General features: G+C 47.3%; 26 protein-coding genes and 3 riboswitches. Of the genes, 7 read left to right on the forward strand and 19 right to left on the reverse strand.

Features of this window, described 5'->3' with window-relative positions; genetic code table 11:
* Positions 1 to 579 (reverse strand): hypothetical protein, encoded by a 579-nt coding sequence (locus ADA01nite_RS03870; RefSeq protein ID WP_146808593.1) that lies wholly within the window; start codon positions 577 to 579, stop codon positions 1 to 3.
* Between the two features lie 209 nt (positions 580 to 788).
* Between ADA01nite_RS03870 and ADA01nite_RS03875 the strand changes: the two genes are divergently transcribed.
* Positions 789 to 1,499, forward strand: coding sequence for a hypothetical protein (locus ADA01nite_RS03875; RefSeq protein ID WP_146808594.1), 711 nt, complete (start codon positions 789 to 791; stop codon positions 1,497 to 1,499).
* Between the two features lie 104 nt (positions 1,500 to 1,603).
* Here the strand turns inward: ADA01nite_RS03875 and ADA01nite_RS03880 are convergent, their stop codons facing one another.
* The 5 genes from ADA01nite_RS03880 to erpA form a co-directional block, all read right to left on the reverse strand.
* Entirely contained in the window at positions 1,604 to 2,002 is a 399-nt protein-coding gene (locus ADA01nite_RS03880; RefSeq protein WP_146808595.1) for a cell wall hydrolase, read from the reverse strand.
* Positions 2,003 to 2,196: 194 nt separating this feature from the next.
* Positions 2,197 to 2,346 carry a hypothetical protein gene (locus ADA01nite_RS21905; protein ID WP_170230140.1) on the reverse strand — a complete coding sequence of 50 codons (150 nt, stop codon included), beginning with the start codon at positions 2,344 to 2,346 and terminating at the stop codon, positions 2,197 to 2,199.
* A 137-nt stretch (positions 2,347 to 2,483) separates the two neighbouring features.
* Positions 2,484 to 2,606 (reverse strand): tyrosine-type recombinase/integrase, encoded by a 123-nt coding sequence (locus ADA01nite_RS22930; RefSeq protein WP_307724477.1) that lies wholly within the window; start codon positions 2,604 to 2,606, stop codon positions 2,484 to 2,486.
* Positions 2,607 to 2,733: 127 nt separating this feature from the next.
* Positions 2,734 to 3,018: a hypothetical protein gene (locus tag ADA01nite_RS22935; RefSeq protein WP_307724478.1), complete on the reverse strand. Its 285-nt coding sequence runs from the start codon at positions 3,016 to 3,018 to the stop codon at positions 2,734 to 2,736.
* 309 nt (positions 3,019 to 3,327) lie between these two features.
* A complete protein-coding gene (gene erpA, locus ADA01nite_RS03890; RefSeq protein ID WP_146808596.1) occupies positions 3,328 to 3,681 on the reverse strand; it encodes an iron-sulfur cluster insertion protein ErpA in 354 nt (117 codons plus the stop codon).
* 282 nt (positions 3,682 to 3,963) lie between these two features.
* Between erpA and mqnE the strand changes: the two genes are divergently transcribed.
* Positions 3,964 to 5,070: an aminofutalosine synthase MqnE gene (gene mqnE, locus ADA01nite_RS03895; protein ID WP_146808597.1), complete on the forward strand. Its 1,107-nt coding sequence runs from the start codon at positions 3,964 to 3,966 to the stop codon at positions 5,068 to 5,070.
* Between the two features lie 220 nt (positions 5,071 to 5,290).
* Here the strand turns inward: mqnE and ADA01nite_RS03900 are convergent, their stop codons facing one another.
* The 5 genes from ADA01nite_RS03900 to cysK all read right to left on the reverse strand — a co-directional run bounded on the left by ADA01nite_RS03900 (position 5,291) and on the right by cysK (position 8,650).
* On the reverse strand, positions 5,291 to 5,809 hold the full coding sequence (locus ADA01nite_RS03900) for a DoxX family protein (RefSeq protein WP_146808598.1): 519 nt from the start codon (positions 5,807 to 5,809) through the stop codon (positions 5,291 to 5,293).
* A gap of 197 nt (positions 5,810 to 6,006) precedes the next feature.
* Positions 6,007 to 6,270, reverse strand: a complete 264-nt coding sequence (locus tag ADA01nite_RS03905) for a YuzB family protein (protein WP_146808599.1) — start codon at positions 6,268 to 6,270, stop codon at positions 6,007 to 6,009.
* Between the two features lie 6 nt (positions 6,271 to 6,276).
* Entirely contained in the window at positions 6,277 to 6,576 is a 300-nt protein-coding gene (locus ADA01nite_RS03910; protein WP_146808600.1) for a YuzD family protein, read from the reverse strand.
* 13 nt (positions 6,577 to 6,589) lie between these two features.
* Positions 6,590 to 7,723, reverse strand: coding sequence for a bifunctional cystathionine gamma-lyase/homocysteine desulfhydrase (locus tag ADA01nite_RS03915; protein WP_146808601.1), 1,134 nt, complete (start codon positions 7,721 to 7,723; stop codon positions 6,590 to 6,592).
* A 3-nt stretch (positions 7,724 to 7,726) separates the two neighbouring features.
* Positions 7,727 to 8,650: a cysteine synthase A gene (cysK, locus tag ADA01nite_RS03920; RefSeq protein ID WP_146808602.1), complete on the reverse strand. Its 924-nt coding sequence runs from the start codon at positions 8,648 to 8,650 to the stop codon at positions 7,727 to 7,729.
* Between the two features lie 194 nt (positions 8,651 to 8,844).
* Here cysK and ADA01nite_RS03925 point away from each other — a divergent pair, with 194 nt between their 5' ends.
* Positions 8,845 to 9,093 carry a NifU family protein gene (locus ADA01nite_RS03925; RefSeq protein WP_246147208.1) on the forward strand — a complete coding sequence of 83 codons (249 nt, stop codon included), beginning with the start codon at positions 8,845 to 8,847 and terminating at the stop codon, positions 9,091 to 9,093.
* Positions 9,094 to 9,182: 89 nt separating this feature from the next.
* Here ADA01nite_RS03925 and ADA01nite_RS03930 read toward each other — a convergent pair whose 3' ends face one another.
* Positions 9,183 to 10,058, reverse strand: a complete 876-nt coding sequence (locus ADA01nite_RS03930; RefSeq protein ID WP_146808604.1) for a LysR family transcriptional regulator — start codon at positions 10,056 to 10,058, stop codon at positions 9,183 to 9,185.
* A gap of 118 nt (positions 10,059 to 10,176) precedes the next feature.
* Between ADA01nite_RS03930 and ADA01nite_RS03935 the strand changes: the two genes are divergently transcribed.
* A complete protein-coding gene (locus tag ADA01nite_RS03935) occupies positions 10,177 to 11,412 on the forward strand; it encodes an MFS transporter (protein WP_146808605.1) in 1,236 nt (411 codons plus the stop codon).
* 37 nt (positions 11,413 to 11,449) lie between these two features.
* Here ADA01nite_RS03935 and ADA01nite_RS03940 read toward each other — a convergent pair whose 3' ends face one another.
* On the reverse strand, positions 11,450 to 11,953 hold the full coding sequence (locus tag ADA01nite_RS03940; protein ID WP_146808606.1) for an NUDIX domain-containing protein: 504 nt from the start codon (positions 11,951 to 11,953) through the stop codon (positions 11,450 to 11,452).
* A 107-nt stretch (positions 11,954 to 12,060) separates the two neighbouring features.
* Between ADA01nite_RS03940 and ADA01nite_RS03945 the strand changes: the two genes are divergently transcribed.
* The gene (locus ADA01nite_RS03945) at positions 12,061 to 12,846 is read left to right on the forward strand and encodes an SDR family oxidoreductase (protein WP_146808607.1); all 786 of its coding nucleotides are present in this window, start codon (positions 12,061 to 12,063) and stop codon (positions 12,844 to 12,846) included.
* A gap of 40 nt (positions 12,847 to 12,886) precedes the next feature.
* Positions 12,887 to 13,420 (forward strand): phosphatidylglycerophosphatase A family protein, encoded by a 534-nt coding sequence (locus ADA01nite_RS03950; RefSeq protein WP_170230141.1) that lies wholly within the window; start codon positions 12,887 to 12,889, stop codon positions 13,418 to 13,420.
* 54 nt (positions 13,421 to 13,474) lie between these two features.
* On the opposite strand, the gene ADA01nite_RS03955 is transcribed toward ADA01nite_RS03950, so the two are convergent.
* The 4 genes from ADA01nite_RS03955 to ADA01nite_RS03970 form a co-directional block, all read right to left on the reverse strand.
* Entirely contained in the window at positions 13,475 to 14,266 is a 792-nt protein-coding gene (locus tag ADA01nite_RS03955) for a TIGR01457 family HAD-type hydrolase (protein WP_146808608.1), read from the reverse strand.
* A 79-nt stretch (positions 14,267 to 14,345) separates the two neighbouring features.
* Positions 14,346 to 15,335 (reverse strand): ABC transporter permease, encoded by a 990-nt coding sequence (locus ADA01nite_RS03960; RefSeq protein WP_146808609.1) that lies wholly within the window; start codon positions 15,333 to 15,335, stop codon positions 14,346 to 14,348.
* A complete protein-coding gene (locus ADA01nite_RS03965) occupies positions 15,322 to 16,842 on the reverse strand; it encodes a sugar ABC transporter ATP-binding protein (protein ID WP_146808610.1) in 1,521 nt (506 codons plus the stop codon). Before ADA01nite_RS03965 ends, ADA01nite_RS03960 begins: the two co-directional genes overlap by 14 nt.
* Before the next feature lie 72 nt (positions 16,843 to 16,914).
* Positions 16,915 to 17,985 (reverse strand): sugar ABC transporter substrate-binding protein, encoded by a 1,071-nt coding sequence (locus ADA01nite_RS03970; protein ID WP_146808611.1) that lies wholly within the window; start codon positions 17,983 to 17,985, stop codon positions 16,915 to 16,917.
* Between the two features lie 216 nt (positions 17,986 to 18,201).
* Positions 18,202 to 18,310, reverse strand: a riboswitch (SAM riboswitch).
* 90 nt (positions 18,311 to 18,400) lie between these two features.
* A riboswitch (SAM riboswitch) is annotated at positions 18,401 to 18,511 on the reverse strand.
* A 162-nt stretch (positions 18,512 to 18,673) separates the two neighbouring features.
* Positions 18,674 to 18,782: riboswitch (SAM riboswitch) on the forward strand.
* Positions 18,783 to 18,869: 87 nt separating this feature from the next.
* Between ADA01nite_RS03970 and mtnK the strand changes: the two genes are divergently transcribed.
* Positions 18,870 to 20,081 (forward strand): S-methyl-5-thioribose kinase, encoded by a 1,212-nt coding sequence (gene mtnK / locus ADA01nite_RS03975; RefSeq protein ID WP_174760588.1) that lies wholly within the window; start codon positions 18,870 to 18,872, stop codon positions 20,079 to 20,081.
* A 67-nt stretch (positions 20,082 to 20,148) separates the two neighbouring features.
* Here the strand turns inward: mtnK and ADA01nite_RS03980 are convergent, their stop codons facing one another.
* Together ADA01nite_RS03980 and ADA01nite_RS03985 are read right to left on the reverse strand one after the other, a co-directional pair.
* Positions 20,149 to 20,811 (reverse strand): helix-turn-helix transcriptional regulator, encoded by a 663-nt coding sequence (locus ADA01nite_RS03980; protein ID WP_146808613.1) that lies wholly within the window; start codon positions 20,809 to 20,811, stop codon positions 20,149 to 20,151.
* Between the two features lie 98 nt (positions 20,812 to 20,909).
* Positions 20,910 to 21,341, reverse strand: coding sequence for a DUF86 domain-containing protein (locus ADA01nite_RS03985; RefSeq protein WP_146808614.1), 432 nt, complete (start codon positions 21,339 to 21,341; stop codon positions 20,910 to 20,912).
* Positions 21,342 to 21,584: the final 243 nt, after the last annotated feature.

The following is a 21,584-nucleotide window of genomic DNA, read 5'->3' on the forward strand; positions in this document are numbered from 1 at the left end:
TTAGTTATAATAACCTACATTACCATATTTCAATGTAACTTTGGAACTCCCTAGATTGACTATTTTAATTTTCATAGGCCCCCTTTCTGGATTTGCAACCAACCAACCAGACCCCTTCCTTTCATCACGATAGAGGAATTTACCATTCTGATCATAATATTCATAAGCGATGTGTGCAGTACCAGATGCCACTTCAGCATCTATAAATTGAACATATGGAAATACATATCCGCCTCTTACCCAAACATAACTTTGAAAAGATGTTTCTCCAAAAGTATAGTATTGCAAACCTGAAGACATAAGCTCAGAAATGATGTTATTCTCAGAAGAAGATGAGAAATTTCTAGATCCTTGCAAAGATTCTGAAGGAGATACAAAATTTTTAGGCCCCTGAAGCTCTGTTGTTGAAGGTTCTGTAGCTGTAATATCTTTAATAGTTGAAGGTATAGTTTTAGAGTTTTGAGTTTCTGTGGATGCAGATGCTGGTGTTGGTGTTGTGAATAACAGACTCATAGATAGAGTGATGGCTCCTAAAACAAAACTTAAATGCTTTATTTTTTTGACGTTCTCTTTTTTCATAATAAATACCTCCCCCTAATTTTTTCTTTGTTGAAATTTTCCAATACACTTATTATACTATAAATGGATAATATTTCAATATAATCGTGTAAATAATTACAAAAAAGTAAAAATATGTATTTGAATTCTAGTGACTAAAAATGTATCTAATAGGGAAATTTAAAAGCGGTTAGAATACTTCAAAATATTTAAGAGGAGGGGTAATACCCTTGCGTGGTTTTTTATATGTCATTCAGTTCGTTTTTTCTATAGTAATCTTTTCAACCATTTATGCTATGGCTCGCTGGCAAGCAAGTGATTTTACGACAATAACCAATGGGAGGTTAGATGAGCTTTTTTATGTAGCAAAGCATTACCCAAGTACCATTCTTGTACTTGGAATTTCTTTCTGTTATATTTTATTTTCCTTGTTTTTGATTTTTAATCATTGGAAATGGAGAAAAAACTTAAATTTTGATCAGAAAGGTCTCTCACATGTCTGTTTAGGATTAATACTTAGTAGTATCTCATTTTTTTTTGTCTCATCTTTTACTGAAGATCCTTATATAAATTCTAGAGAGATAAATCATGGAACGCCTTTTATTTATCCGACACTATTTATTTTCATATATTTTCTAGCTTCTTTAGCTATGTATTCCTATGCATTATTCAAAAAATATAGCCGAAAAAACAATAGAATATTTATTTTTATGAATTTTTTATTATTAGGAATAAGTGTAGTAGGAGAAGTTCACCTCGTTAAACGTCGGTTAATACAATTAGGAGGAGGGCCTTCTATTCCTACTTCACAGATTTTTAACTTAGGTTGGTTTAATCAATATACTAATATATTGTATTTTAATATTTATACCTTTTTAATAGGAACCTGTATTACTTTGATGGTCTGTGGAATTTATTATAGTTTTCATACTAGAAAATGAAAGGATCCGCATACTTTTGGTATGAATAAGTAGGGAGCTCAATGATTTTGATCCACAATCGTAAACTTTCGTATGTACGGCGAGGGAAACAACCCCCTCGCTTTTTACTTGCAGAAAACATGGTCGGCAATGCGGACTGTCACCGTGTGAGAACGAATCCAATTCGACTGTGACGTGAGTTCCGGGTTATAGAAGAATACAGCACCTTTGTTCGGATCACATCCCGGCATCGTTTCTCGAACGGCTCGCTTGGCCGTTTCATCCGCCGGTTTACCGATCTGGCCATTATCAACCGGGCTGAACGCCAAGATGCTTCCATAACGTTCATAAATAACCCCGCACACTGTATTCGGAAAATCCGGGATGGCCACGCGGTTCAGAACCACAACCGCCATAGCTACCTGCCCGTCAAACGGCTGCCCTTTCGATTCGGTGTACAGCAGTCGCGCAAATAAGCCGAAATATTCCGACCATAACCAATCCGCAATTTGCGGATTGGTCACAGGCCACGTTAAGGTCTACCCTACGTAAATCAAGTCAGAATTTTTAATCTGCGAGTTCGCCTGTACCCATTGAGAAACGGTTGTCCCGGTTCTCCTCCCTCTAACTTATTAATAACTTCTTACTCCTACAACCAGTTATATGGTTCAAATATCTCATACTCCTGCCGTTTCCTTTCCCATTCCCACTGCTCCCTTTATCGTTGAATAGACGTTGCCCTTTGGCGACCCATTTCGTTCTCCAGCGTTGTCCGGTAATACGCGGGCAGGGAAACAATATGCGGCTTTGTACGGTCATTCATACGTTTTGACAATGCGACAAAGGCAGCGTCGTTAGCCGTTACCATCCGTTCGGAGTGGTCCTGTGTTAGCTCACAGTGCTTTTTCTTTTATGTGCGAATTTTTATCTTATGTGACGACGATCAACAAACTTATTTACTGGCGATGATTCATCGTGTCTCTTTCTTAAATCGTTCGTTTCTATTTAGATATATCTACGTATCGTCCTTATGTCTGACCATCCACCCATCTTCTGCAATGCAAACGCATCACAGCCATTGAGTATCATATTTTTTGCCCGCGTATGACGATAAACGTGCGCGGTCATTTTCTTCCCTTCTACCCTTGCCTTCTCTCCGTAATACTTCAATCACTTGTTAAACTGATTCGCCCCTAATGACTCGCCGTAGCAAGATAAGAAAATACGGTCAGTCGTAAAGTGCTTTTTATTTTCGCTAATCAGCTGTAGCAACAACTTTACAGAATGCGAAGAGATCGGGACCAAGCGCGGTTTTCTTGTACTTATGCCCATCATAACGTTTAGCGTCATACTTCATATGGTTAATGTGGTTATGGAAAATGTCCGGTGTGAGCTCATCTATATACGTGATTTCATATCTTTCTGTAAGCCAATTAACGAAGTATTTCCATTGCTGGCTATAATCGAATAACGTACGCTCACGTAATCCTTCCGCTGTTTTCGCGGGAATAACTACCCCTATTGTCTGCTCAAATATCAACCGTGGGTACTCCTTTTGTTCTGATATTTCCCCGACGAGTGTACGACGTTGCTTCTTTATTTAACGCCAAAACAAAAAAACTCCTATCAATGGATAATTTCGTATCCACCAATAGGAGGCACAATTAACAGCCCTATTTTCGCTATTTTAGGGTTTTTACTATACCTTTTGGATATAAATAATCACCACCTTTAGCGTGTTATCCGCAATCCTGTGTAAAATAATCGGAAGGCTACCATCTAAATCAGCGTTCAGATCCGCGCAATCTCTAAAACGTCCAAAAACGCTGATATACCGTGCTTCAACCGATTAGCACTCGTTCGGTGTACCCGCTTCTTCTTTCGTGCGGAACGAAGAGCCGCAGCCGCAAGATGCTACCGCGTTCGGATTATCAATGGTAAACCCGCCGCCCATCATCGATTCTTTATAGTCAATCTTTACACCGTCCAGAAAACGGATGTTGTCCTTATGCACAACCACTTTTACACCGTCCGTATCGAAAAAAACATCGCCTTCTTGCGCTTCATCGTCAAAGCCCATGCCGTAAGAAAAGCCGCTGCAGCCGCCAGGGCGCACGCCAAGACGCAGGAATAAGTTATCGTTATTTTCACTGGCAATCATTTCTTTAATCTTCTTGCTTGCATTTTCAGTAAGGCTAATCATTATGAATTCCCTCCTTACAGGACTGTACATGCAATCCTCTCTGTATCAAAATTATACTAGAAATTTTCGTTTGTCTCAAGGTTACTCACATTATTATACAAAAAAGTTTACTTATTTAACATAAGGATATAGGGTTCTTCTCTTGTTGGATCGATAAATTAATTCTATAATGAGAGAATGGTTTTGCATTACAATCCCCAAAAGGGGACGTTGTTATGAATATAATTACCTAATATAACATACTGCGCGTGCTTGATTAGTTTTACCTAAGGGGGAAAAAACATGAGCGTATTTACCAAACCATTCATCCAGGACGAAGCCCTGCTGCCCATTATCGAAAAGGTGGAAAACGGTGAACGCCTAACGCTAGAAGATGGCATGACACTGTACAACTCCAATGATTTGCTGACCATCGGACAGATGGCTAACTATGTTAATCTTCGCAAAAACGGCAACAAGGTGTACTTCATCGAAAACATGTACATCAACCCGACCAACGTATGCGAAGCACACTGTAAATTCTGCGGCTTCCGCCGGGACCCGGGCGAAGAAGGCGCATATACAATGAACGAAGAAGATTTGCTGGCCTATGTGGAGAAAGGTATGTCGCCTTCCCTGCGCGAATTCCACATTGTCGGCGGACATAATCATACCGTGCCATTCGAATATTACATAGATACAATCCGTACACTGAAGAAGCATTATCCGAATGTGACCATCAAGGCGTACACCGGTGCAGAAATTGTCTTCTTCGCGCAAATGACCGGCATGACGGAAGAGGAAGTACTAAAGGAGCTGATCAAAGCTGGCCTCGATACGCTGCCGGGTGGAGGTGCGGAAATTCTCACGGAGGAATACCGCCTGAAAATGAGTCCGGAAAAAGCAAGTACAGACGAATGGCTGAACGTGCACCGTATTGCACACAAGCTTGGCCTTAAAACGCATGCGACGATGCTGTACGGCTCAATCGAAAAACTGGAAGAGCGCCTTATTCACATGCTCCGCCTTCGCGAACTACAGGACGAAACAAACGGATTTATGGTATTCATCCCGCTGGCGGTTCAACCGAAGAAAGCGACCGCTTCGATTAAACGCCGCACTTCCGCATTCGATGACATGAAAACAATGGCGATCAGCCGCCTGATGCTGGATAACTTCCCGCACATTAAAGCGTACTTCATTAACATTGGTACTCAGCTGACTCAGATGGCGCTAAACTTCGGATCTTCCGATGTACACGGCACACTGGTAGAAGAGCGCATTAGCCACGCGGCAGGAGCGCTGACGCAATCGGCGCTGACACGCGACGAGCTCATCTGGCTTGTAAAAGGCGCAGGCAAACAACCTGTAGAGCGTGATACATTCTATAATATCATTAAAGAGTATTAATTTAGAAAACAACTATCTTTCTATCCTTAATGAGGCTGGATTTCAGGGAAGAAGAAGGCGAAACCCTTTTTCAAACTTCTTACTTCTAACCTCTATAGAAAAAACACCAACAAATTTGTTGGTGTTTTTTCATTACCTTCCCAGACCCCTTCCTGTCCCTGATCTCGCAATCTGACCATCTCATCCACCGGCATGTTCAGTTTATGGCGGCTAAGCTCGTCTATGAAGCTTTACTTTTCCCTTTATGAATCGTCATCTCATGTTCCCGATGAAACCATTTATCCAGGAAAGGAAGCACATAGGCATCTAAACCGTAACGTCCTGCGTTGCGGCCGGCTACAAGAAGGAAAAAGGTGAAAAGAACCATCTGCGGGTTAATACTGGTTGTTCCGCTGAACAAAAATGCGAAATTCATAACAATTCCCATCAAACCTGCAAAAGTAGTAAGTAATCCGGCAATTAATGCGATCCCTACCAGAAATTCTCCCCACGGAATCAGGATATCGAAGAAAGCAGAATTCGGAAGCGCAAACCCTTCGATGAAGCTTGCCCACCAGCTTTGTACCGCCGGATGATCCCCTGTCGCTTTCGCTACCGCGCCTTTCAGGAATCCGGCGCTTTGAAAGCCCTCCGTGATTTTCCCCCATCCTGAAGTTATCCACGTATAACCTAACCATACGCGTAATAAAGCCAATATGCCTGCCGACCATTTGCTTTCTCTGAGCCATGTAACCATCATGACTTTTCCTCTCCTTTTTATAGGGTGCCTATCATTTCATTCTTGGATGTATTATCTGGCTTCACCTGTATTGTACATCTTTTCCTGATGATGCGGTTTTATTTGTGAATATTTTCACAAATATGACATAAAAAAATGGCCGGGAAGTGACGGAAGTGAGAATATTTCCTCTTCCTGACTCTTCCAGCCATTTATGTTTAAAATCCAAGTTCGCGCCAGGCTTCATCTTCAGCTTTTGCCTGCTCGATTTGCGCTTTAATCGCTGCAAGCAGTTCCTCAGCATCCTTGCCGGAAATCAACGTACCGTTTACCAGCGCGTACGGCTGGACAAAGCATTGGCCACAGTTACCGAGGCAGCCATACTCCAGCACGTCGACCTCGTTTTCTTCTTCTAAAATTTTCTTTACTGTTCCGGATCCGAGTGATAGATTGCTGACGCAAAATTCGACCATAGGCCGCATAATGAATCATCCTAACCTTATGTTTTCAATCGCTTGTTGAATGTCTTTAAGCTTCGGATTCCCCTCTCCAATGACCTGTCCCTGCAGAACAACCAGGGGATACCAGAATTCTTCGGCATGAATGCGTGCCGCAAAATCGGCCTCCATGCCTTCAAGCGGCTGGTCGATATCGACATACCGGACGGCAATGCCTGAGCCGTATTTTCTCTCAAGCGCCGCCTGAAGCCATTCTGCCGTATCTTTGGCCGACGGAAGGTTCACACAGCTTGCGCAGAGCTGCTCCGCCCCGAAAACAAGAATCTCCATAGCATGAACCCCCTTATGCCAGGGCCTGCTCCAGATCTTCAATCAGGTCTTCCACATCTTCAATACCAACGGAGATACGAATAAGACCGTCTGTAATGCCCAATTCTGCGCGGCGCTCCGCCGGGATAGAAGCGTGAGTCATCTGAGCCGGAACAGAAATCAGACTTTCGACCGCACCCAGGCTTTCCGCCAGCGTAAAGATTTTTACGCGGGACAATACTTGATTTGCCCTCTCTAAGCTTCCCACATCAAATGAAATCATACCGCCGAATCCGCGTGCTTGTTTGGCCGCAATATCATAACCCGGATGGTTTTTCAGACCCGGATAGAATACTTTTTTGACATCTTCACGCTGGGACAGCCATTCCGCAATGCGGCGCGCATTGGCTTCGTGCTCTTCCATGCGGACGCCAAGCGTCTTCATGCCGCGCAGCAGGTAGTATGAATCCTGCGGTCCGAGCACCGCACCGACGGAATTCTGTACAAAATGCATGCGCTCGCCCAATTCCTCATCCTTCACTACGACAAGCCCGGCTACTACGTCGCTATGGCCGCCCAGATACTTTGTTGCGCTGTGGAACACGATATCTGCACCCAGCTCCAGCGGATTCTGCCAGTATGGGGTCATAAATGTATTATCGACCACAAGCAAGAGTCCTTTTTCTTTCGTAACTTCCGCAACAGCGGCAATATCCGTTACTTTCAACAGCGGGTTGCTTGGCGATTCCAGTAGGACCGCTTTTGTATTGGGCCGGATAGCAGCCTTAATCGCTTCCACGTCTCCCGTATCTACAAATGTCACTTCAACGCCAAAACGGTTAAATACCTTGCTCAATACACGGAATGTTCCCCCGTATACATCGTCACCCACTACGAAGTGATCGCCCGCGTCGAACAACATCACAATCGTAGAAAGCGCCGCCATGCCGGAAGCGAATGCAAAACCGCGCACACCGCCTTCAATATCGGCAATGTAGCTCTCTACTGCATGGCGAGTCGGATTACCTGTACGGGAATACTCATACCCTTTGTGTTTCCCGACACCCTCCTGCTTATACGTACTAACCTGGTAAATCGGAACATTAACCGCCCCTGTTAACGGATCGCCGTCTATACCGCCATGAATCAATTTTGTCTTCATTCTCATCGCTTAGATCCCTCCCTGGTAAATTTTCTTGCTTAGATACCGTTCGCTGCTGTCAGCAAAGATCGTAACAATATTGGTGCCCGGCTTCGCCTGCTGTGCCTCTTTCATCGCGGCATGCATCGCTGCACCTGCGGAGCTGCCGACCAGCATGCCTTCCTTCGCCGCCAACTCCTTCACCCAGCGGAACGCGTCTACATCATCTACCGTATGAATGGCATCGAAATAGCTCGGCTCCATAAACTCCGGCAGGAACTCCATGCCGATTCCTTCCGTTTTGTGCGGACCCGGCTCGCCCCCATTTAGAATGGAGCCTTCCGGTTCGACGATGACAGTTTTAATATGCGGATTTTTTTCTTTTAGATAACGGGCCGTTCCCATGAATGTACCACCGGATCCGGCACCTGCCACAAATACATCGACATTGCCTTCCATTTGGCTCCAGATTTCCGGGCCGGTTGTTTTATAATGGGCGGCTGGATTGGCCGGATTGCTGAATTGCTGCGGGCAGAAAGCGCCTTCGATTTCCTCTTCAAGCTGCTTCGCCTTTTCAATGGCGCCTTTGATGCCTTTATCTGTAGGCGTATTTACCACTTCGGCGCCCAACGCGCGCATAAGTTCCTGCTTCTCTTCAGAGAATTTTTCGGGCACAACAAAAATAACCCGGTATCCCGTGCCTACTGCCGCCAGCGCCAGGCCAATGCCCGTATTACCTGCGGTCGGCTCAATAATCGTACCGCCCGGCTTCAATACGCCGCGCTCTTCGGCATCGCGAATAAGCTCGATACCCAGTCGATCTTTCACGCTTCCACCAGGATTAAAGTACTCTAACTTTGCGAATAAACGTACGCCTTCCGGCAAATCAAAAGAAGTAATTTCCACGATAGGCGTGTTTCCGATAAGTTCCTTTATATTCCTATAAACCTGCATACTATTCTTCCTTTCGACGCAGAATGATTATGTCTTATGAGCCATCATATTATAACACAAATTATATCTAAAATATAACCAAGCAAACAACTTTGTTTTATAAGTTTTGTGAACATCAAAGCACTCAATCTGGGAAAAACCATAGATTTCTCAACAAAAGGGTAATATAATATTAATATGTTGGAAAGGAGTGAATGAACCTTATGTCAGACACGAAAAAGTTTGAAGAAGTACAAGAGGTTTTAGATAAACTGCGTCCGTTCCTGCAGCGCGATGGCGGAGACTGCGAATTGGTTGACGTAACAGATGAAGGTGTGGTTCAGCTTCGCCTGCACGGCGCGTGCGGCAGCTGCCCTAGCTCGACCATTACACTAAAAGCGGGCATCGAGCGCGCACTCATCGAGGAAGTCGAAGGAATTACTGAGGTACAACAAGTTTTCTAATCGCTGTCATATAAAACCGGAAGCTGTAAGCTTCCGGTTTTTTCACGGACGAGCGGCAACGCCCGCGTGTTTTTCTTATATCTTTCCTTTCATCCGCGAATTCGATTCATTAAGAAGGAAAGAAACGCTTGATTCGCCCTGGATAAATAAGCGTTTTTATTCCATGCCACTCCAAGCCGCAGGTATACCGGTGGGTCGAGCGAAACCGAAACAAGGTGCGGATCGTCCGCAATGACCATGCGCAAGAACAGCGTAACGCCGAGCTTTCTCGCCACCAGCGACTTAATCAATGAAATCTGGTTTGTCTCAAACGTAACATTCAACGGCATGCCCGACATCCGGCTTGCCCGTGCAATAATTTCCCGTTGAAAATATCCTTCTTTAAACAGAATAAGCGATTCTTTCGTCAGTTCCTCATACGAAACAGCGTCACGATCCGCAAACGGATGGGAATCTGGTACGCACACGATCATCTCTTCCTTAAGAAACGGCAGCACTTCGACTTCATCTGTGGCATCATCCTCAAGTACTACACCCATATCAATCTCCCCATCCACCAGCATCTGCCGAATTTTTACTACCCCCTGCTCGTATACGGTAATCTGCAGGTCAGGATACATCTTTTTAAAATCAATGATCAATCCTGGAAAATAATACGTTCCGACCATGGAAGGCAGTCCGATTCGCACCTCTCCTTTCTTCAGCCCGCTCAGTTCTTCCATCTCCGCTTTCGCGCGCGCCACCTGGTCGAGAATCAGCTCCGCGTGTTTGAGAAATACTTCTCCTTCTGCAGTCAGCGCTACTCTGCGCTCTGCCCGGTTAAACAGCAAAAGACCAACTTCCTGCTCCAGCTTCTTCATGCTTTTGCTGATGGCCGGCTGAGCCACCAGCAACTCCTCTGCCGCCTTCGTAAAGCTGCGTTGCCGGGCTACCTCCACAAAAAATTCCAGCTGCCGAAATTCCATATCCCATCACCATAACTTAAAGTTATCATTGTCATAAAAATAATATATTTTATTTACTTATAGCAGGGTGCTATCATCAAATCAAGAAAACTTCTCATAAAGAAAGAAGATGATCACCATGATTGAAGCAGGGACCAAACCGTTCTGGCGGGCGTCTCTAGCGCTTGGCATTGCTTCATTTCTTGTGTTTGCCAACATTTATTTTCCACAGCCTTTACTTCCACTGTTTACAGAAGAATTTCATCTTTCGCCGGTAATATCGAGCCTGTCCGTCTCATTGACAATTTTTGCGCTGGCCGTGTCTCTTCTGTTTTACGGTCCGCTGTCAGACGCTATTGGTCGAAAAAATGTCATGTTTATTACGATGTTGTGCGTGACGGTTATTACGCTTCTTATCGCTTTCGTTCCGGGATTTAAGACGCTCTTATTGCTTCGTGTTCTGCAGGGCTTTTTCCTGGCAGGCCTTCCGGCGATTGCAATCGCTTATATCGGCGAAGAATTCGATACAAAGGCACTCACCATTGCCATCGGCATCTATATCAGCGGCAATACGATAGGCGGGCTGTCCGGCCGTCTCATCAGCGGATTTGCCACCGATTGGATCGGCTGGCACGGCGCATTTATTGCCATGGGAATTGTAAGCCTGCTGTGCTTGATTGTATTTATCTGGCTGCTGCCCCGCTCACAGCATTTTCAACCAAAGCGCCTGGACTGGAAAGCCGCGACCGGCGACTTTACCCGCCACCTGAAAAACAGGACGCTTTTATACGCCTATCTGATTGGCGGACTGCTGTTCTTCGTATTTATCGGCGAGTACAACTACATTACTTATCTGCTTCAGGGCGCCCCGTTTCATCTCCCTACATCGATTGTCAGTATGCTGTTTCTGACGTATCTGGCAGGGACCATTAGCTCTACACTGTCTGGACGCGCGGCACGCAAAATACCCCAGTCATGGTGTATCGCTATAGGTATAGGTTTAATGATGATCGGTGTACTTGCCACGCTCATGCACAGTTTATGGATAATCGGAGGCGGCCTGCTGCTGACCAGCTTTGGGTTCTTCTTCGCACACTCGGCGGCCAGCTCCTGGGTTAGCCGCCATGCAGCATTTGCCAAAGCGAGCGCATCCAGTCTGTACTTGCTTTCATATTATCTGGGCGGCAGTCTTGGCAGCTTCTTCCTCGGTTTCTTCTACAAGTGGATGGGCTGGGAAGGGGTCGTGCTCGGTGTGTTGATGGTACTTGGGTTTACAAGCTGGTGCATGTGGCAGATACACCGCATTGAACACCGAGAACAGTTGCGCGAAAAAGCGCTTGCCCGGAGAAAAGTCCGGGAAGCGCTGCACACCTAATCTATAAGAAGCGGTCCTTCTCATACGGACCGCTTTTTTATTTCCTCACACCATGCAATTCCCGCAGGTGTTTGGCTATGTATGCACGGCATAGCGGAAAAACATTATCCTGAATAAACGGACTCATACTCAGGCGAAACGGAATAAGCGATACGGGGAAAATCCCCCGCTCCAACGTCTCAAAGCCCGCAGGAATGTCATTCCAATCTCTCGCCATACCGACATAAATGTTTTTCACTACCAAACCTTTACCAGACTCCGGATAAATGATGTATTGTCCAATCCAATGCAATTCCGCTGCCCTTATGCCCGTTTCTTCAAACAATTCCCGATGTGCCGCCTCCTCCGGTGTTTCCCCCATCTCCACCTTGCCGCCCGGCACTTCCCATCCTCTATTTCCATGGCGTGTCAGCACAATCTTCTCGCCCGCCTCATCGGCAAACGCCCAAACGAGCACATGCTGAGCATCTGTCCGGAAACGCTCCCGGTCAAATGTAAGAGAAATAAACTGTCCACTTCTGTCATAAAAATAATATGTCATGACCTTCCACCACACTTTCACACGTTCAATACTTTCTTTCATTGATAACCTTAATATACAATTAAATAAAGGCTAATCAAACATTCCAAGCAGGAAGGGATGGTTTTTTGAAACGCAACCGTACGGCCCTGATTACAGGAAGTGCCAAAGGCCTTGGCGTCCGCATTGCCCACGAACTCGCCGCGCAGGGCATTCATATCGCGCTCAATTACCGTTCCAGCGCTGCGGAAGCGGATAGGCTACGGCAAGAATTGGAGGAACGGTACGGCATCAGCGTACTGCTGCTGCAGGCAGACGTTAGCCGTGCAGAAGAAGCCGAGAGGATGATCGACACGCTGATTTCCTCATGGGAGCATCTTGATATTCTTGTGCTGAATGCCGGTCCTTACATAAAAAAAAGAAAAAAACTCGCCGATTATAGCCTCGACGAATGGCACGATATGATAGAAGGCAATTTATCCAGCGCCTTCTACTTATGTCGGGCCACAATTCCGCATATGCGCCGCAGCAAATGGGGACGTATTGTCACCATCGGCTTCGAGAAAGCGCAGACCGCCCCCGGCTGGATGTACCGTTCGGCATTCGCCGCCGCCAAAACCGGTCTTGTCTCGCTGACGCGCACGATTGCGCTTGAGGAAGCGGAACACGGAATTACCGCTAACATGGTTTGCCCGGGCGATATTATAGGGGAAGATAAGGAAAAACATATCGCTGACGTACGTTCCCTGAGCGATCCTGATACACCGGTGGGACGCCCGGGAACCGGGGAAGACATCGCGCGGACAATCGCATTCTTCTGCAGCGAAGCGTCCGATTTTATCACCGGCACCGTATTGGAGGTTACCGGTGGCAAAGACGTACTTAATAAATATAAAATGAGGCGGGAACAGTAAGTGCATCTTCCCATAAATTTTACAAAAGGGAGCGAAGCTAATGAGCAACATGGATTATGCCGTTCGAGACGAAAAAGTGCGTGAAACCGCCTACCGCTTACTGAAAGAGCGCGGAGTGACCATGGACCATCTGGTTGAATTGGTCATGTATTTGCAAAAACCGTACTTTCCCGATTTATCCAGCGAGACCTGTGAATATAATATCAGAAAAGTGCTTGAGAAACGCGAAATTCAAAACGCTATCATCACCGGCATTCAGCTCGACATTCTGGCTGAAAAAGGAATGCTGATGGAGCCGTTGCAGGAAATGATGGAGCAGGACGAGGGGTTATATGGCATCGATGAAGTTCTCGCCCTGTCAATCGTCAACGTTTACGGCAGCATTGGATTCACAAACTACGGATACGTCGACAAAGTAAAACCCGGCATTTTAAAAGATTTAAATCAGAAAAAGGAATCCCATCAAAAAAAGAAAGATAAAGGAAACGTACACACCTTCCTTGACGATATCGTGGGCGCGATTGCAGCTGCGGCTTCCAGTCGGCTGGCCCATAGCCGTTTTGGAACAAAATAAGAAAGACGGCAGATCCGATATGAGCAATCGGCTGCCGTCTTTCTCTTTATCCACTCACACGTTCCAGTCGGCCAGACTGCGTGCCGTATATGTCGGCTTCACCGCCGCCTTCTCTACATCGGACTCCTGGCTGAATCCGCTGTATACCAGCAGCGTATCAACCCCGCTGCTCTCTCCGGCGGCAATATCGGTTTCCAAATTGTCGCCGATAAGCAAAACTTCATCCGCACGGAGTCCGAGGCGCTCAAGCGCCAGCTTGATGATTGTCTCTTCCGGTTTACCGACATACAGCGGCTCTGTCCGCGTTGCGTATGCGATCGAAGCAGTGAGTGATCCGTTCCCCGGCACAAGGCCTTCCTCCGTCGGAATCGCCCGGTCGCAATTCGTTGACAGGAAACGGGCACCGCCGTAGATTGCCAGCGTCGCCTGCTTCATCTTCTCGTAGCTGAACTCACGATCGATGCCGACTACCACATAAGAAGCAGGGGCTTTCTCCACGATGCTATAGCCTGCACCTTCGAGCGCCGTTTTCAATCCTCTCTCCCCGATAGCGAGTACCGTTACCGGGCCACCCGTTTCTTCCTGGCGCTCCATTTTCTCAATCGTTTCCGCTACGGCCATGCTCGAAGTAAAGAAATCTTCCGGGGAAGCATCAAGCCCCATTTTCCGTAACTTCCCCGCCAACTGTTCCGGTGTCAGCGAGGAATTGTTCGTAACGTACAAATACGGGATATTTCGCTTTTTCAATGTCCCGATAAACGTAACAGCTTCCGGAATCACTTCTCCGCCCCGGTAAACCGTGCCGTCCAAATCAAGCAAATATCCCTTATATGTGCGCTCTGTCATTGTATGCCTCCTCATATCCTATCCATCATTGTCTCTATTCCCTTCGATCATATCACAAATTGAACAGAGTAAGGACAGATTACGATTTTCGGCGGTACATGTGCAAGTATGTCATAGACAGCGCGAATATCAGCACTGCACCTTTTACGATATCGAACGCATAGTAGGGAAGGTTCAGCATCGTCAAACCGTTCAGTAAGATACCGATAAGAAACGCGCCAAGGAATGTACCGATGACATTCGGCTTGCCCGCTCCCAGCACGGAAAAGCCGACGAACGCAGCCGCTACCGCCTCCATGAGCAGCGGAGAACCCGCATCCACCTGTCCCGAGCCGACACGAGCGGTAAAGATAATCCCTGCCAGTGCGGCAAACACGCCGGAGAGTACATACGCAATCGTGCGCACCCTATAAATGGAGATTCCGCTCAACCGCGCAGCTTCCTGATTTCCCCCGGTGATATAGAGCAGTCGCCCGCCACGCGTATAATTCAGGAAGATATGCACCACAGCAACTGCGATGAGCATGATGATGACCGGAACCGGAATGCCGAGCACTCGGCCCTGGCCAATCCATAGAAACGCCTCGCTCAGTACACCTTTTGCCGTTGTGCCATCCGGCATCGGCATGTTGTTGTAAATGGAGAACCCCTGTGTATAGGTCTTATGCGCACCCGCGATAATATACAGCATGCTGAGCGTCGCCAGCAAATCCGGAATGCGGATTTTCACAATAAGAAATGCGTTGACCAGTCCGATAACGACACCAAGCAGCAGCGGAATGACAATAACCAGCACGAGCGGCATCTGATACCATACCATAAGTGACGCCGTTACTACGGTTGTCAGCGAAACAGTAGAGCCGACGGATAAATCGAACCCGTCCACAATTAATGAAAACGTAACGCCGATGGCTACCAGAGTTACAATAGAAATGTAGCGCAGAATGTCTGCAATGTTATCATACGTTAAGAAATTCGGGTTTACGATACTAAAAAATACAATGACTGCAATAATGACAAAGATAGCTCCGTACCTATATGAAAAATCCAGTACTTTATTTTTCTTCATGGCTTTCTCCCCCGCTCGCATACAGTAAGATGTTCTCTGATGTTACTTCGCTGCCGGTTAACTCCTTCACAATCCGACCGTCGCACATAACTAATACACGGTCGGAGATGCCGATGATTTCGGAAATCTCGCAGGAAAGATACACAATCCCCTTTCCTGCCTGCACAAGGCGGCCAATTAATGTAAAAATGTCTCGTTTCGCACCGATGTCGACCCCTTTTGTCGGCTCATCAAACAAGAACACATCGGCCTCCGTCGCCAGCCATTTGCCGATAACGACTTTCTGCTGGTTGCCGCCGCTTAAATAACCGACCGCTTCTTCCTCATCCGGTGTCTTGATCCCCAGTTCACGGATCATATGCTGCGCGTGTTCCTTCTCTTCACGGCGGCGGATAAATCCGCCTGCGGTAAATTTCTTCAGGATAGGCAGCGTTAAGTTGCTTCGCACGCTTTCCTCAACCAGAATTCCTTCCTTGCGCCGCTCCTCGGGCACGAGGACCATTCCGGCCCGGACCGCATCCCGCGGCTCGCGCAGCTGTACACTCCGTCCATCCAGCACAATTTCCCCGCCTTCCATCACATCCGCGCCGAACAGCAGACGGGACAGCTCCGTCTTGCCTGCACCCACCAGACCGACAATACCGACGACTTCACCACTGCGCACATGAAAATCAACGCCGCGCACTTTCACGCCCCGGCGCACGCCGCGCACCTCAAGCAGCGTTTCACCAATCCTGGCAGCAACCTTCGGGTACTCCTCCTGAAACGACTTGCCCAGCATCGCTTCAACAATATGCGGAATCTCAATCTCTTCCGTCCTTTTCGTCCACACGTGGCGCCCGTCCCGCATCACCGTGACCCGATCGCATACAGCCATGATTTCCGGCAGGCGGTGCGAGATGAAAATACAGGCCACACCACCCATCTTGAGACGCTTCATTACTTCAAATAACCGTTCCGCTTCTTCTATGCTCAGCGGAGCGGTCGGTTCATCGAAAATTACGCATTTGGCCTGCTGGGATACGGCTCTGGCAATAAGGACAATCTGTTTTTCTGAAAGGGTAAGGTTTTCCACTTTTTCCTTTACCGGAATCTCATAGCCAATGTCTCGTAGAATCGCTTCTGCTTCCCGGTACAGCGAGTTCCAGCGTATCCAGCGCGCGCCTCCCTTTCCCGGTTTCCGATCCAGCAGAATGTTCTCGCATACGGTAAGCGACGGAACGAGCGCCGTATCCACCTCCTGATATACGCAGTGGATCCCCGCTTCCTTCGCGTCAGCCGGGCTTGCGATGGCAAGCGTCCGCCCCTCTAATTGAATGGTTCCGCCGTCCGCCCGGTACGCGCCGGACAGAATCTTCATCAGCGTACTCTTTCCGGCTCCGTTCGCTCCGAGCAGCGCGTGAATCTCTCCGCCGCGCACGGCAAAGTCTACACGTTTAAGCGCATGCACTCCGGCGAACGATTTGTTTATATTCTGCATGCGCAGCTCTACGGCCGTCTGTGCCATACGGTTCTCCTCCATTTCTTCCTTCGTTCAGATAAAAGCCCACCGGATCGCCCGAACCGGTGGGAAAACAGCTTACTTCTTCATCCAATCAACAATGCCCTGCTGGCTTGAGCCCCAATCTTTAATATGCTTGCTCAACGTATCAGTCGTCACTTTTTCAGCAGGCAGTTGCTCTCTCGTTACGAGTACTGGCTTCAGCACAACGTTGTCCGGGGTTTTATCGCCATGCAACTTCTGGTATGCATAGCGTACTTGAACCCGGCCGATATCTTTTGGATCTACGGCCGCGGAGGCTACCCAGGGTCCCTTCGGATTTTGAATCATCTGCAAGTCCTCGTCGCTCATATCAATACCGTAGACTTTAATCTCCGTACGGCCAGCCTGTTCAATTGCCCGGGTTGCGCCTTTTGCGAATTCATCCCAGGCAGCGAATACTGCAGTAATATCGCCTTTATTCGGATACTTCTTTAACACGGCTTCCATCTGCGCCTGTGTATCTAGCGCCGTATTGGCCGTAGCCGATCCGAATGCCGCTACTTCTTTGATTCCCGGATTGTTCTTCATGAACTCCTCATACGCCACCTGGCGACGTTCCATCGGAGCAAATCCCGCTACCCAAATTTTAACGATATTCGCTTTGCCGCCACTGTCTTTCGCCAGCTTATCAAGCACGGACCTGGCCATCTCCTGATCGTCTTGCTGAAGAACAGTAACGCCCGGAACCTTTATATTAGCATCAAATACCACAACAGGAATATTTTTTGACACAGCCTTTTGAACACCATTCTGCAGCGCTTCAGGTGTGCCATGGTCGATAAGAATGGCATCAAACTTCTGATTAATGGCTGCATCTACATTGGCCGCCATGCGCGCTAAATCTCCGTCAGACGCAAACACCGTGACCTGCCCGCCAAACTTTCCAACTTCCTCTTTCACCCCGCTTATGTATTGAGCAGAAAATGTACCGAGGTTCATCTGCATAACAAGCGCAATTCGTTTGCCCGCAAGCGATCCACCTGCATTTGCGCCTTTCGTGCCGTTCTGCTCTCCCGTGCTTGCACTCTGCGTGCCGCATGCACTGGACACAATTGCCAGTATTGCGATCAGGAACGCAGAGAAAAGGATTTGTACTTTTTTCTTCATCTCAAAAACTCCCCTTATCATTTAAAAATTTTAGAAAGAAGATAAAAAGACAGAAGGTAGTTGTAGATGAGAAAAAGCATTCGCTTTTTTCCACCGCTAGCTCTAATCTTCTATCCCTCCATCCTTCTCTTCATATTGGTTGTATAACCATATGAAAAAAGAAAACCGCCTCTCTTTGCATCTGAAAGAGAGGCGCTTCAGTTCACAGGATGCTGCCTCTCATCTCTCAGGATCTCTCCTGCAGGAAGTAGCACCTTGCCTGTACGAATACAGGCAGGTTGCCGGGCTTCATCGGGCCAGTCCCTCCGCCTTCTCTCGATGAGAACATGTTTATGACAAAAACATTATTAATACATAAAAAATATAAAAAACCTCTTCCATGTCTGAAAGAGGGTACCTGTGCATTGGCTTCACATCCTTATCTTTCAGAACATCGTCCTGTAGGAAGTAGCACCTTGCCTGTACGGGTACAAGCAGGTTGCCGGGCTTCATCGGGCCTAATCCCTCCGCCTTCTCTGGATAAGTGTGTTTTATTTTCACTATTCTTAATGAAACTAATCATACCCGGATTGTATGAGAGTGTCAATTACTTTTTCAAAATTTTTCTCAACCAGTGGACTGTTTACATTTGCTTGACAAATCAAGCAAAGCGTTCTACATTTTTAGTAATGTAATCACATACGCATAACGCTTATCGAGAGATGGTTGAGGGACTGGCCCGATGACACCCGGCAACCTGCCGCCTTATAGCGGTAAGGTGCTAACTCCTGCAGAATTCGCATTCTGAAAGATAAGGTTAAGATGATCGTCTACCCCTCTTTCAAATGCAAAGAGGGGTTTTTATTTTTATTTGATAGAAAAACCGACAGAGAGGGGAAATAGAGATGTCTTACCGCACACTTACCGAACAAGAGGCCGTTGAATACGCCCGCAAGATTCCGAACTTGTTCCCGCAGGACGCCCGGCTTGTCAGCCGTGAAATCGGCGACGGAAATCTGAACTTCGTGTTTCATATCAAAGATGAAAGGCCGTCCGGCAAAAGCATTATTTTCAAACAGGCGCTTCCCTATGTCCGCGTTATCGGCGATTCCTGGCCGCTTACGCTGGATCGCGCACGCATTGAAAGCGAGGCGCTGATTCTGGAAAATGAGCTGTGCCCGGGGTCCGTTCCACGGGTCTATCACTATGACACCGACTTGGCTCTTATCGTCATGGAAGACCTGTCTGATTATGAGATTATGCGCAAAGGGCTGGTGGAAAGAAAACGCTATCCAAACTTCGCAAAGCAAATCGGAACATTCCTGGCGCGTACGCTGTTCCTGACTTCAGATCTTGCGATGTCCCCGCTTGAGAAGAAGCGGAAAGCTGCTTCCTTTACCAATCCGGAATTGTGCAATATTACGGAGAATTTTGTATTTACGTACCCGTTCCTTGACGATCCGTCCAATGCGTACAATCCGCTCATCACCAATACGGTCCAGCGCATCTGGAGCAACGATGAGCTTAAGCTTGAAGTTGCCCGGCTAAAAGAAAGATTCATGACGCTCGGTCAGGCATTGCTGCACGGTGATTTACATACCGGAAGCATCATGGTGACAGAGCAAGATACGAAAGTCATCGACCCGGAGTTCGCTTATTATGGCCCCATGGGCTTCGATATCGGAGCCGTCATTGCTAACCTGCTGCTCAATTACGCGGCACATGAAGGCCATACGCCGGACCCGCAGGAGCGCGAAGCGTACCAGGCGTATCTGCTGGAGACAGTATCGGAAGTATGGCGCGTGTTTGAAACTGAATTCCGCACTTTATGGGAAGAGCAGGCGCAGGAGCCTTATGCGAAAACACCGGGATACCTGGATGCCTACCTGCTTGATGTACTGAAAGACGCCGCAGGCTACGCGGGCTGCAAAATGATGCGCCGTGTCATCGGCCTGGCGCACGTCCCAGACCTGGAGAGCATCGCCGATCCGGCGCTGCGTGCCAAAGGCGAAACGCTGGCTCTATGTATCGGACAGGAGCTTGTCCTCCAGCGCGGTACACTGAGCGGCATCGACGATGTCATTAAGCTGATCGCCGCCTCCGCCGTACAAAATTAACAGCAAAAAATAACCGCACAGTCCATAAAGGTCTGTGCGGTTCGTTTCTTTGTTCATTTTTTCGGCATTAACGCGTTTCCTTTGCGCCTTTTCCGTCTTTTTCGTTAATGATGTATACGCAGTTATCGCCGCCGGTCGCCATGCATTGCTCCTGCTCTACCTCGGCGTTCAGCACATTCTCGAACAGCGTCTTTTCACAATTGCAAGCGTATGTGTATTCTTTGGCGACGGTTGAAATCGGGCAATTCGTTTCCACAAAAATATATTTGCCGGTTTTTTCATCCTTTTTCAATTCAGCCATGTAGCCCTTTTCGTTCTGTATCTTCACAAGTGCTTCTAGCTTCTTCTCAAAGTTGCTGTCGGAAGGCACAATATCGCGGTACAAATTCTCCTGGCGCTGCTGGCGAAGCTTAAACAGCGCTTCTACCATCTGCGCTCCCTGCAGCTCTGCAATATCATTAAGGAATTCCAATGTCAAATCCTGATAATTCTTAGGGAACATATTATCGGCTTCTTCAGACAGGGAGTACACATTGGTTGGCCGGCCCATCGCCTGGCGCAGCAGGCGCGCCTGGATGAGATTATCCCGCTCCAGCGTATTCAGGTGGCGACGCACAGCCATCTCGGTAATGCCCAGTTCCTGCGCCATATCGCCCACTGTCATCGAGCCTTTCATCTTCAGCATATGCAAAATTTGATTGCGCGTAGAAGAGGATTTGTCTTTATTCATCTTCCCTCACCTTCCTCCTCTATATTGTACCCGATTTTATGAGGTAAGTAAATTTCTATACAATATAATATAAAAACTATAGTGACGATGTTATCGTTTTAGTACAACTCCTGCTTCAAATAATCACGCACACGTACCGGAAATTGTTCAAGATGGGAAAACTGGGCAGCCAACAGGGCAAATACTTCTTGTTTGTCCACACTTGTATAGTTTGTAACCAGCTTTTTGCGCATCGTAACCACTGTCTTTAGTCCGGCTGCCATCTCTTGATCAACCACTCTCTCATCCTCAAGAATATCGACGATATCTTCATAACTGCCGGGATCGCGCATAATAAAACCATCAATTAAGTAATTGCCGACATCGGCTATGGTTTCGAGCGCAATATGCAGTGCGCGCTCAAGCGCCAGCACCGTCAGCGAGTCCGCAGGCGCGCCCGCTCCCTCTTTCACTTTCGGGGCGATATCGACGAGAACTTGCTCAAGATAGGATAAATGCTCTTCGATTTTTTCCACATTGACCTGATACATCCGTATGCTCCACTCCTATTTTCCGTTCTTTTTATTTTTTCGTTTTGATGCGATAATTGTAATCGCGAATGTTAGAATAAGCAAAGTGAAAATTGTTACACCCTGCATAATATTCTCCATTTCCATTTTGTTCACTCCTTGACCATTTCAGCCTCTCACCACAGTATACCATGACTCAAAGCAGATACATATGAACAGAAAATCGCCAGGACCGATGAGCCGCAACCCCGACATGAAAATAAT

The organism is Aneurinibacillus danicus, from assembly GCF_007991215.1.
Taxonomy (GTDB): Bacteria; Bacillota; Bacilli; order Aneurinibacillales; family Aneurinibacillaceae; genus Aneurinibacillus; species Aneurinibacillus danicus.

Bases quoted from the DNA above. Each gene is read 5' to 3' on its own strand.
- ADA01nite_RS03870 (WP_146808593.1), bottom strand. From the start codon at position 579: ATGAAAAAAGAGAACGTCAAAAAAATAAAGCATTTAAGTTTTGTTTTA.
- ADA01nite_RS21905 (WP_170230140.1), bottom strand. From the start codon at position 2,346: ATGGTAACGGCTAACGACGCTGCCTTTGTCGCATTGTCAAAACGTATG.
- ADA01nite_RS22930 (WP_307724477.1), bottom strand. From the start codon at position 2,606: ATGACCGCGCACGTTTATCGTCATACGCGGGCAAAAAATATGATACTC.
- erpA (WP_146808596.1), bottom strand. From the start codon at position 3,681: ATGATTAGCCTTACTGAAAATGCAAGCAAGAAGATTAAAGAAATGATT.
- mqnE (WP_146808597.1), top strand. From the start codon at position 3,964: ATGAGCGTATTTACCAAACCATTCATCCAGGACGAAGCCCTGCTGCCC.
- ADA01nite_RS03900 (WP_146808598.1), bottom strand. From the start codon at position 5,809: ATGATGGTTACATGGCTCAGAGAAAGCAAATGGTCGGCAGGCATATTG.
- ADA01nite_RS03905 (WP_146808599.1), bottom strand. From the start codon at position 6,270: ATGCGGCCTATGGTCGAATTTTGCGTCAGCAATCTATCACTCGGATCC.
- ADA01nite_RS03910 (WP_146808600.1), bottom strand. From the start codon at position 6,576: ATGGAGATTCTTGTTTTCGGGGCGGAGCAGCTCTGCGCAAGCTGTGTG.
- ADA01nite_RS03915 (WP_146808601.1), bottom strand. From the start codon at position 7,723: ATGAGAATGAAGACAAAATTGATTCATGGCGGTATAGACGGCGATCCG.
- cysK (WP_146808602.1), bottom strand. From the start codon at position 8,650: ATGCAGGTTTATAGGAATATAAAGGAACTTATCGGAAACACGCCTATC.
- ADA01nite_RS03925 (WP_246147208.1), top strand. From the start codon at position 8,845: ATGAACCTTATGTCAGACACGAAAAAGTTTGAAGAAGTACAAGAGGTT.
- ADA01nite_RS03930 (WP_146808604.1), bottom strand. From the start codon at position 10,058: ATGGAATTTCGGCAGCTGGAATTTTTTGTGGAGGTAGCCCGGCAACGC.
- ADA01nite_RS03935 (WP_146808605.1), top strand. From the start codon at position 10,177: ATGATTGAAGCAGGGACCAAACCGTTCTGGCGGGCGTCTCTAGCGCTT.
- ADA01nite_RS03940 (WP_146808606.1), bottom strand. From the start codon at position 11,953: ATGACATATTATTTTTATGACAGAAGTGGACAGTTTATTTCTCTTACA.
- ADA01nite_RS03950 (WP_170230141.1), top strand. From the start codon at position 12,887: ATGAGCAACATGGATTATGCCGTTCGAGACGAAAAAGTGCGTGAAACC.
- ADA01nite_RS03955 (WP_146808608.1), bottom strand. From the start codon at position 14,266: ATGACAGAGCGCACATATAAGGGATATTTGCTTGATTTGGACGGCACG.
- ADA01nite_RS03960 (WP_146808609.1), bottom strand. From the start codon at position 15,335: ATGAAGAAAAATAAAGTACTGGATTTTTCATATAGGTACGGAGCTATC.
- ADA01nite_RS03965 (WP_146808610.1), bottom strand. From the start codon at position 16,842: ATGGCACAGACGGCCGTAGAGCTGCGCATGCAGAATATAAACAAATCG.
- ADA01nite_RS03970 (WP_146808611.1), bottom strand. From the start codon at position 17,985: ATGAAGAAAAAAGTACAAATCCTTTTCTCTGCGTTCCTGATCGCAATA.
- mtnK (WP_174760588.1), top strand. From the start codon at position 18,870: ATGTCTTACCGCACACTTACCGAACAAGAGGCCGTTGAATACGCCCGC.
- ADA01nite_RS03980 (WP_146808613.1), bottom strand. From the start codon at position 20,811: ATGAATAAAGACAAATCCTCTTCTACGCGCAATCAAATTTTGCATATG.
- ADA01nite_RS03985 (WP_146808614.1), bottom strand. From the start codon at position 21,341: ATGTATCAGGTCAATGTGGAAAAAATCGAAGAGCATTTATCCTATCTT.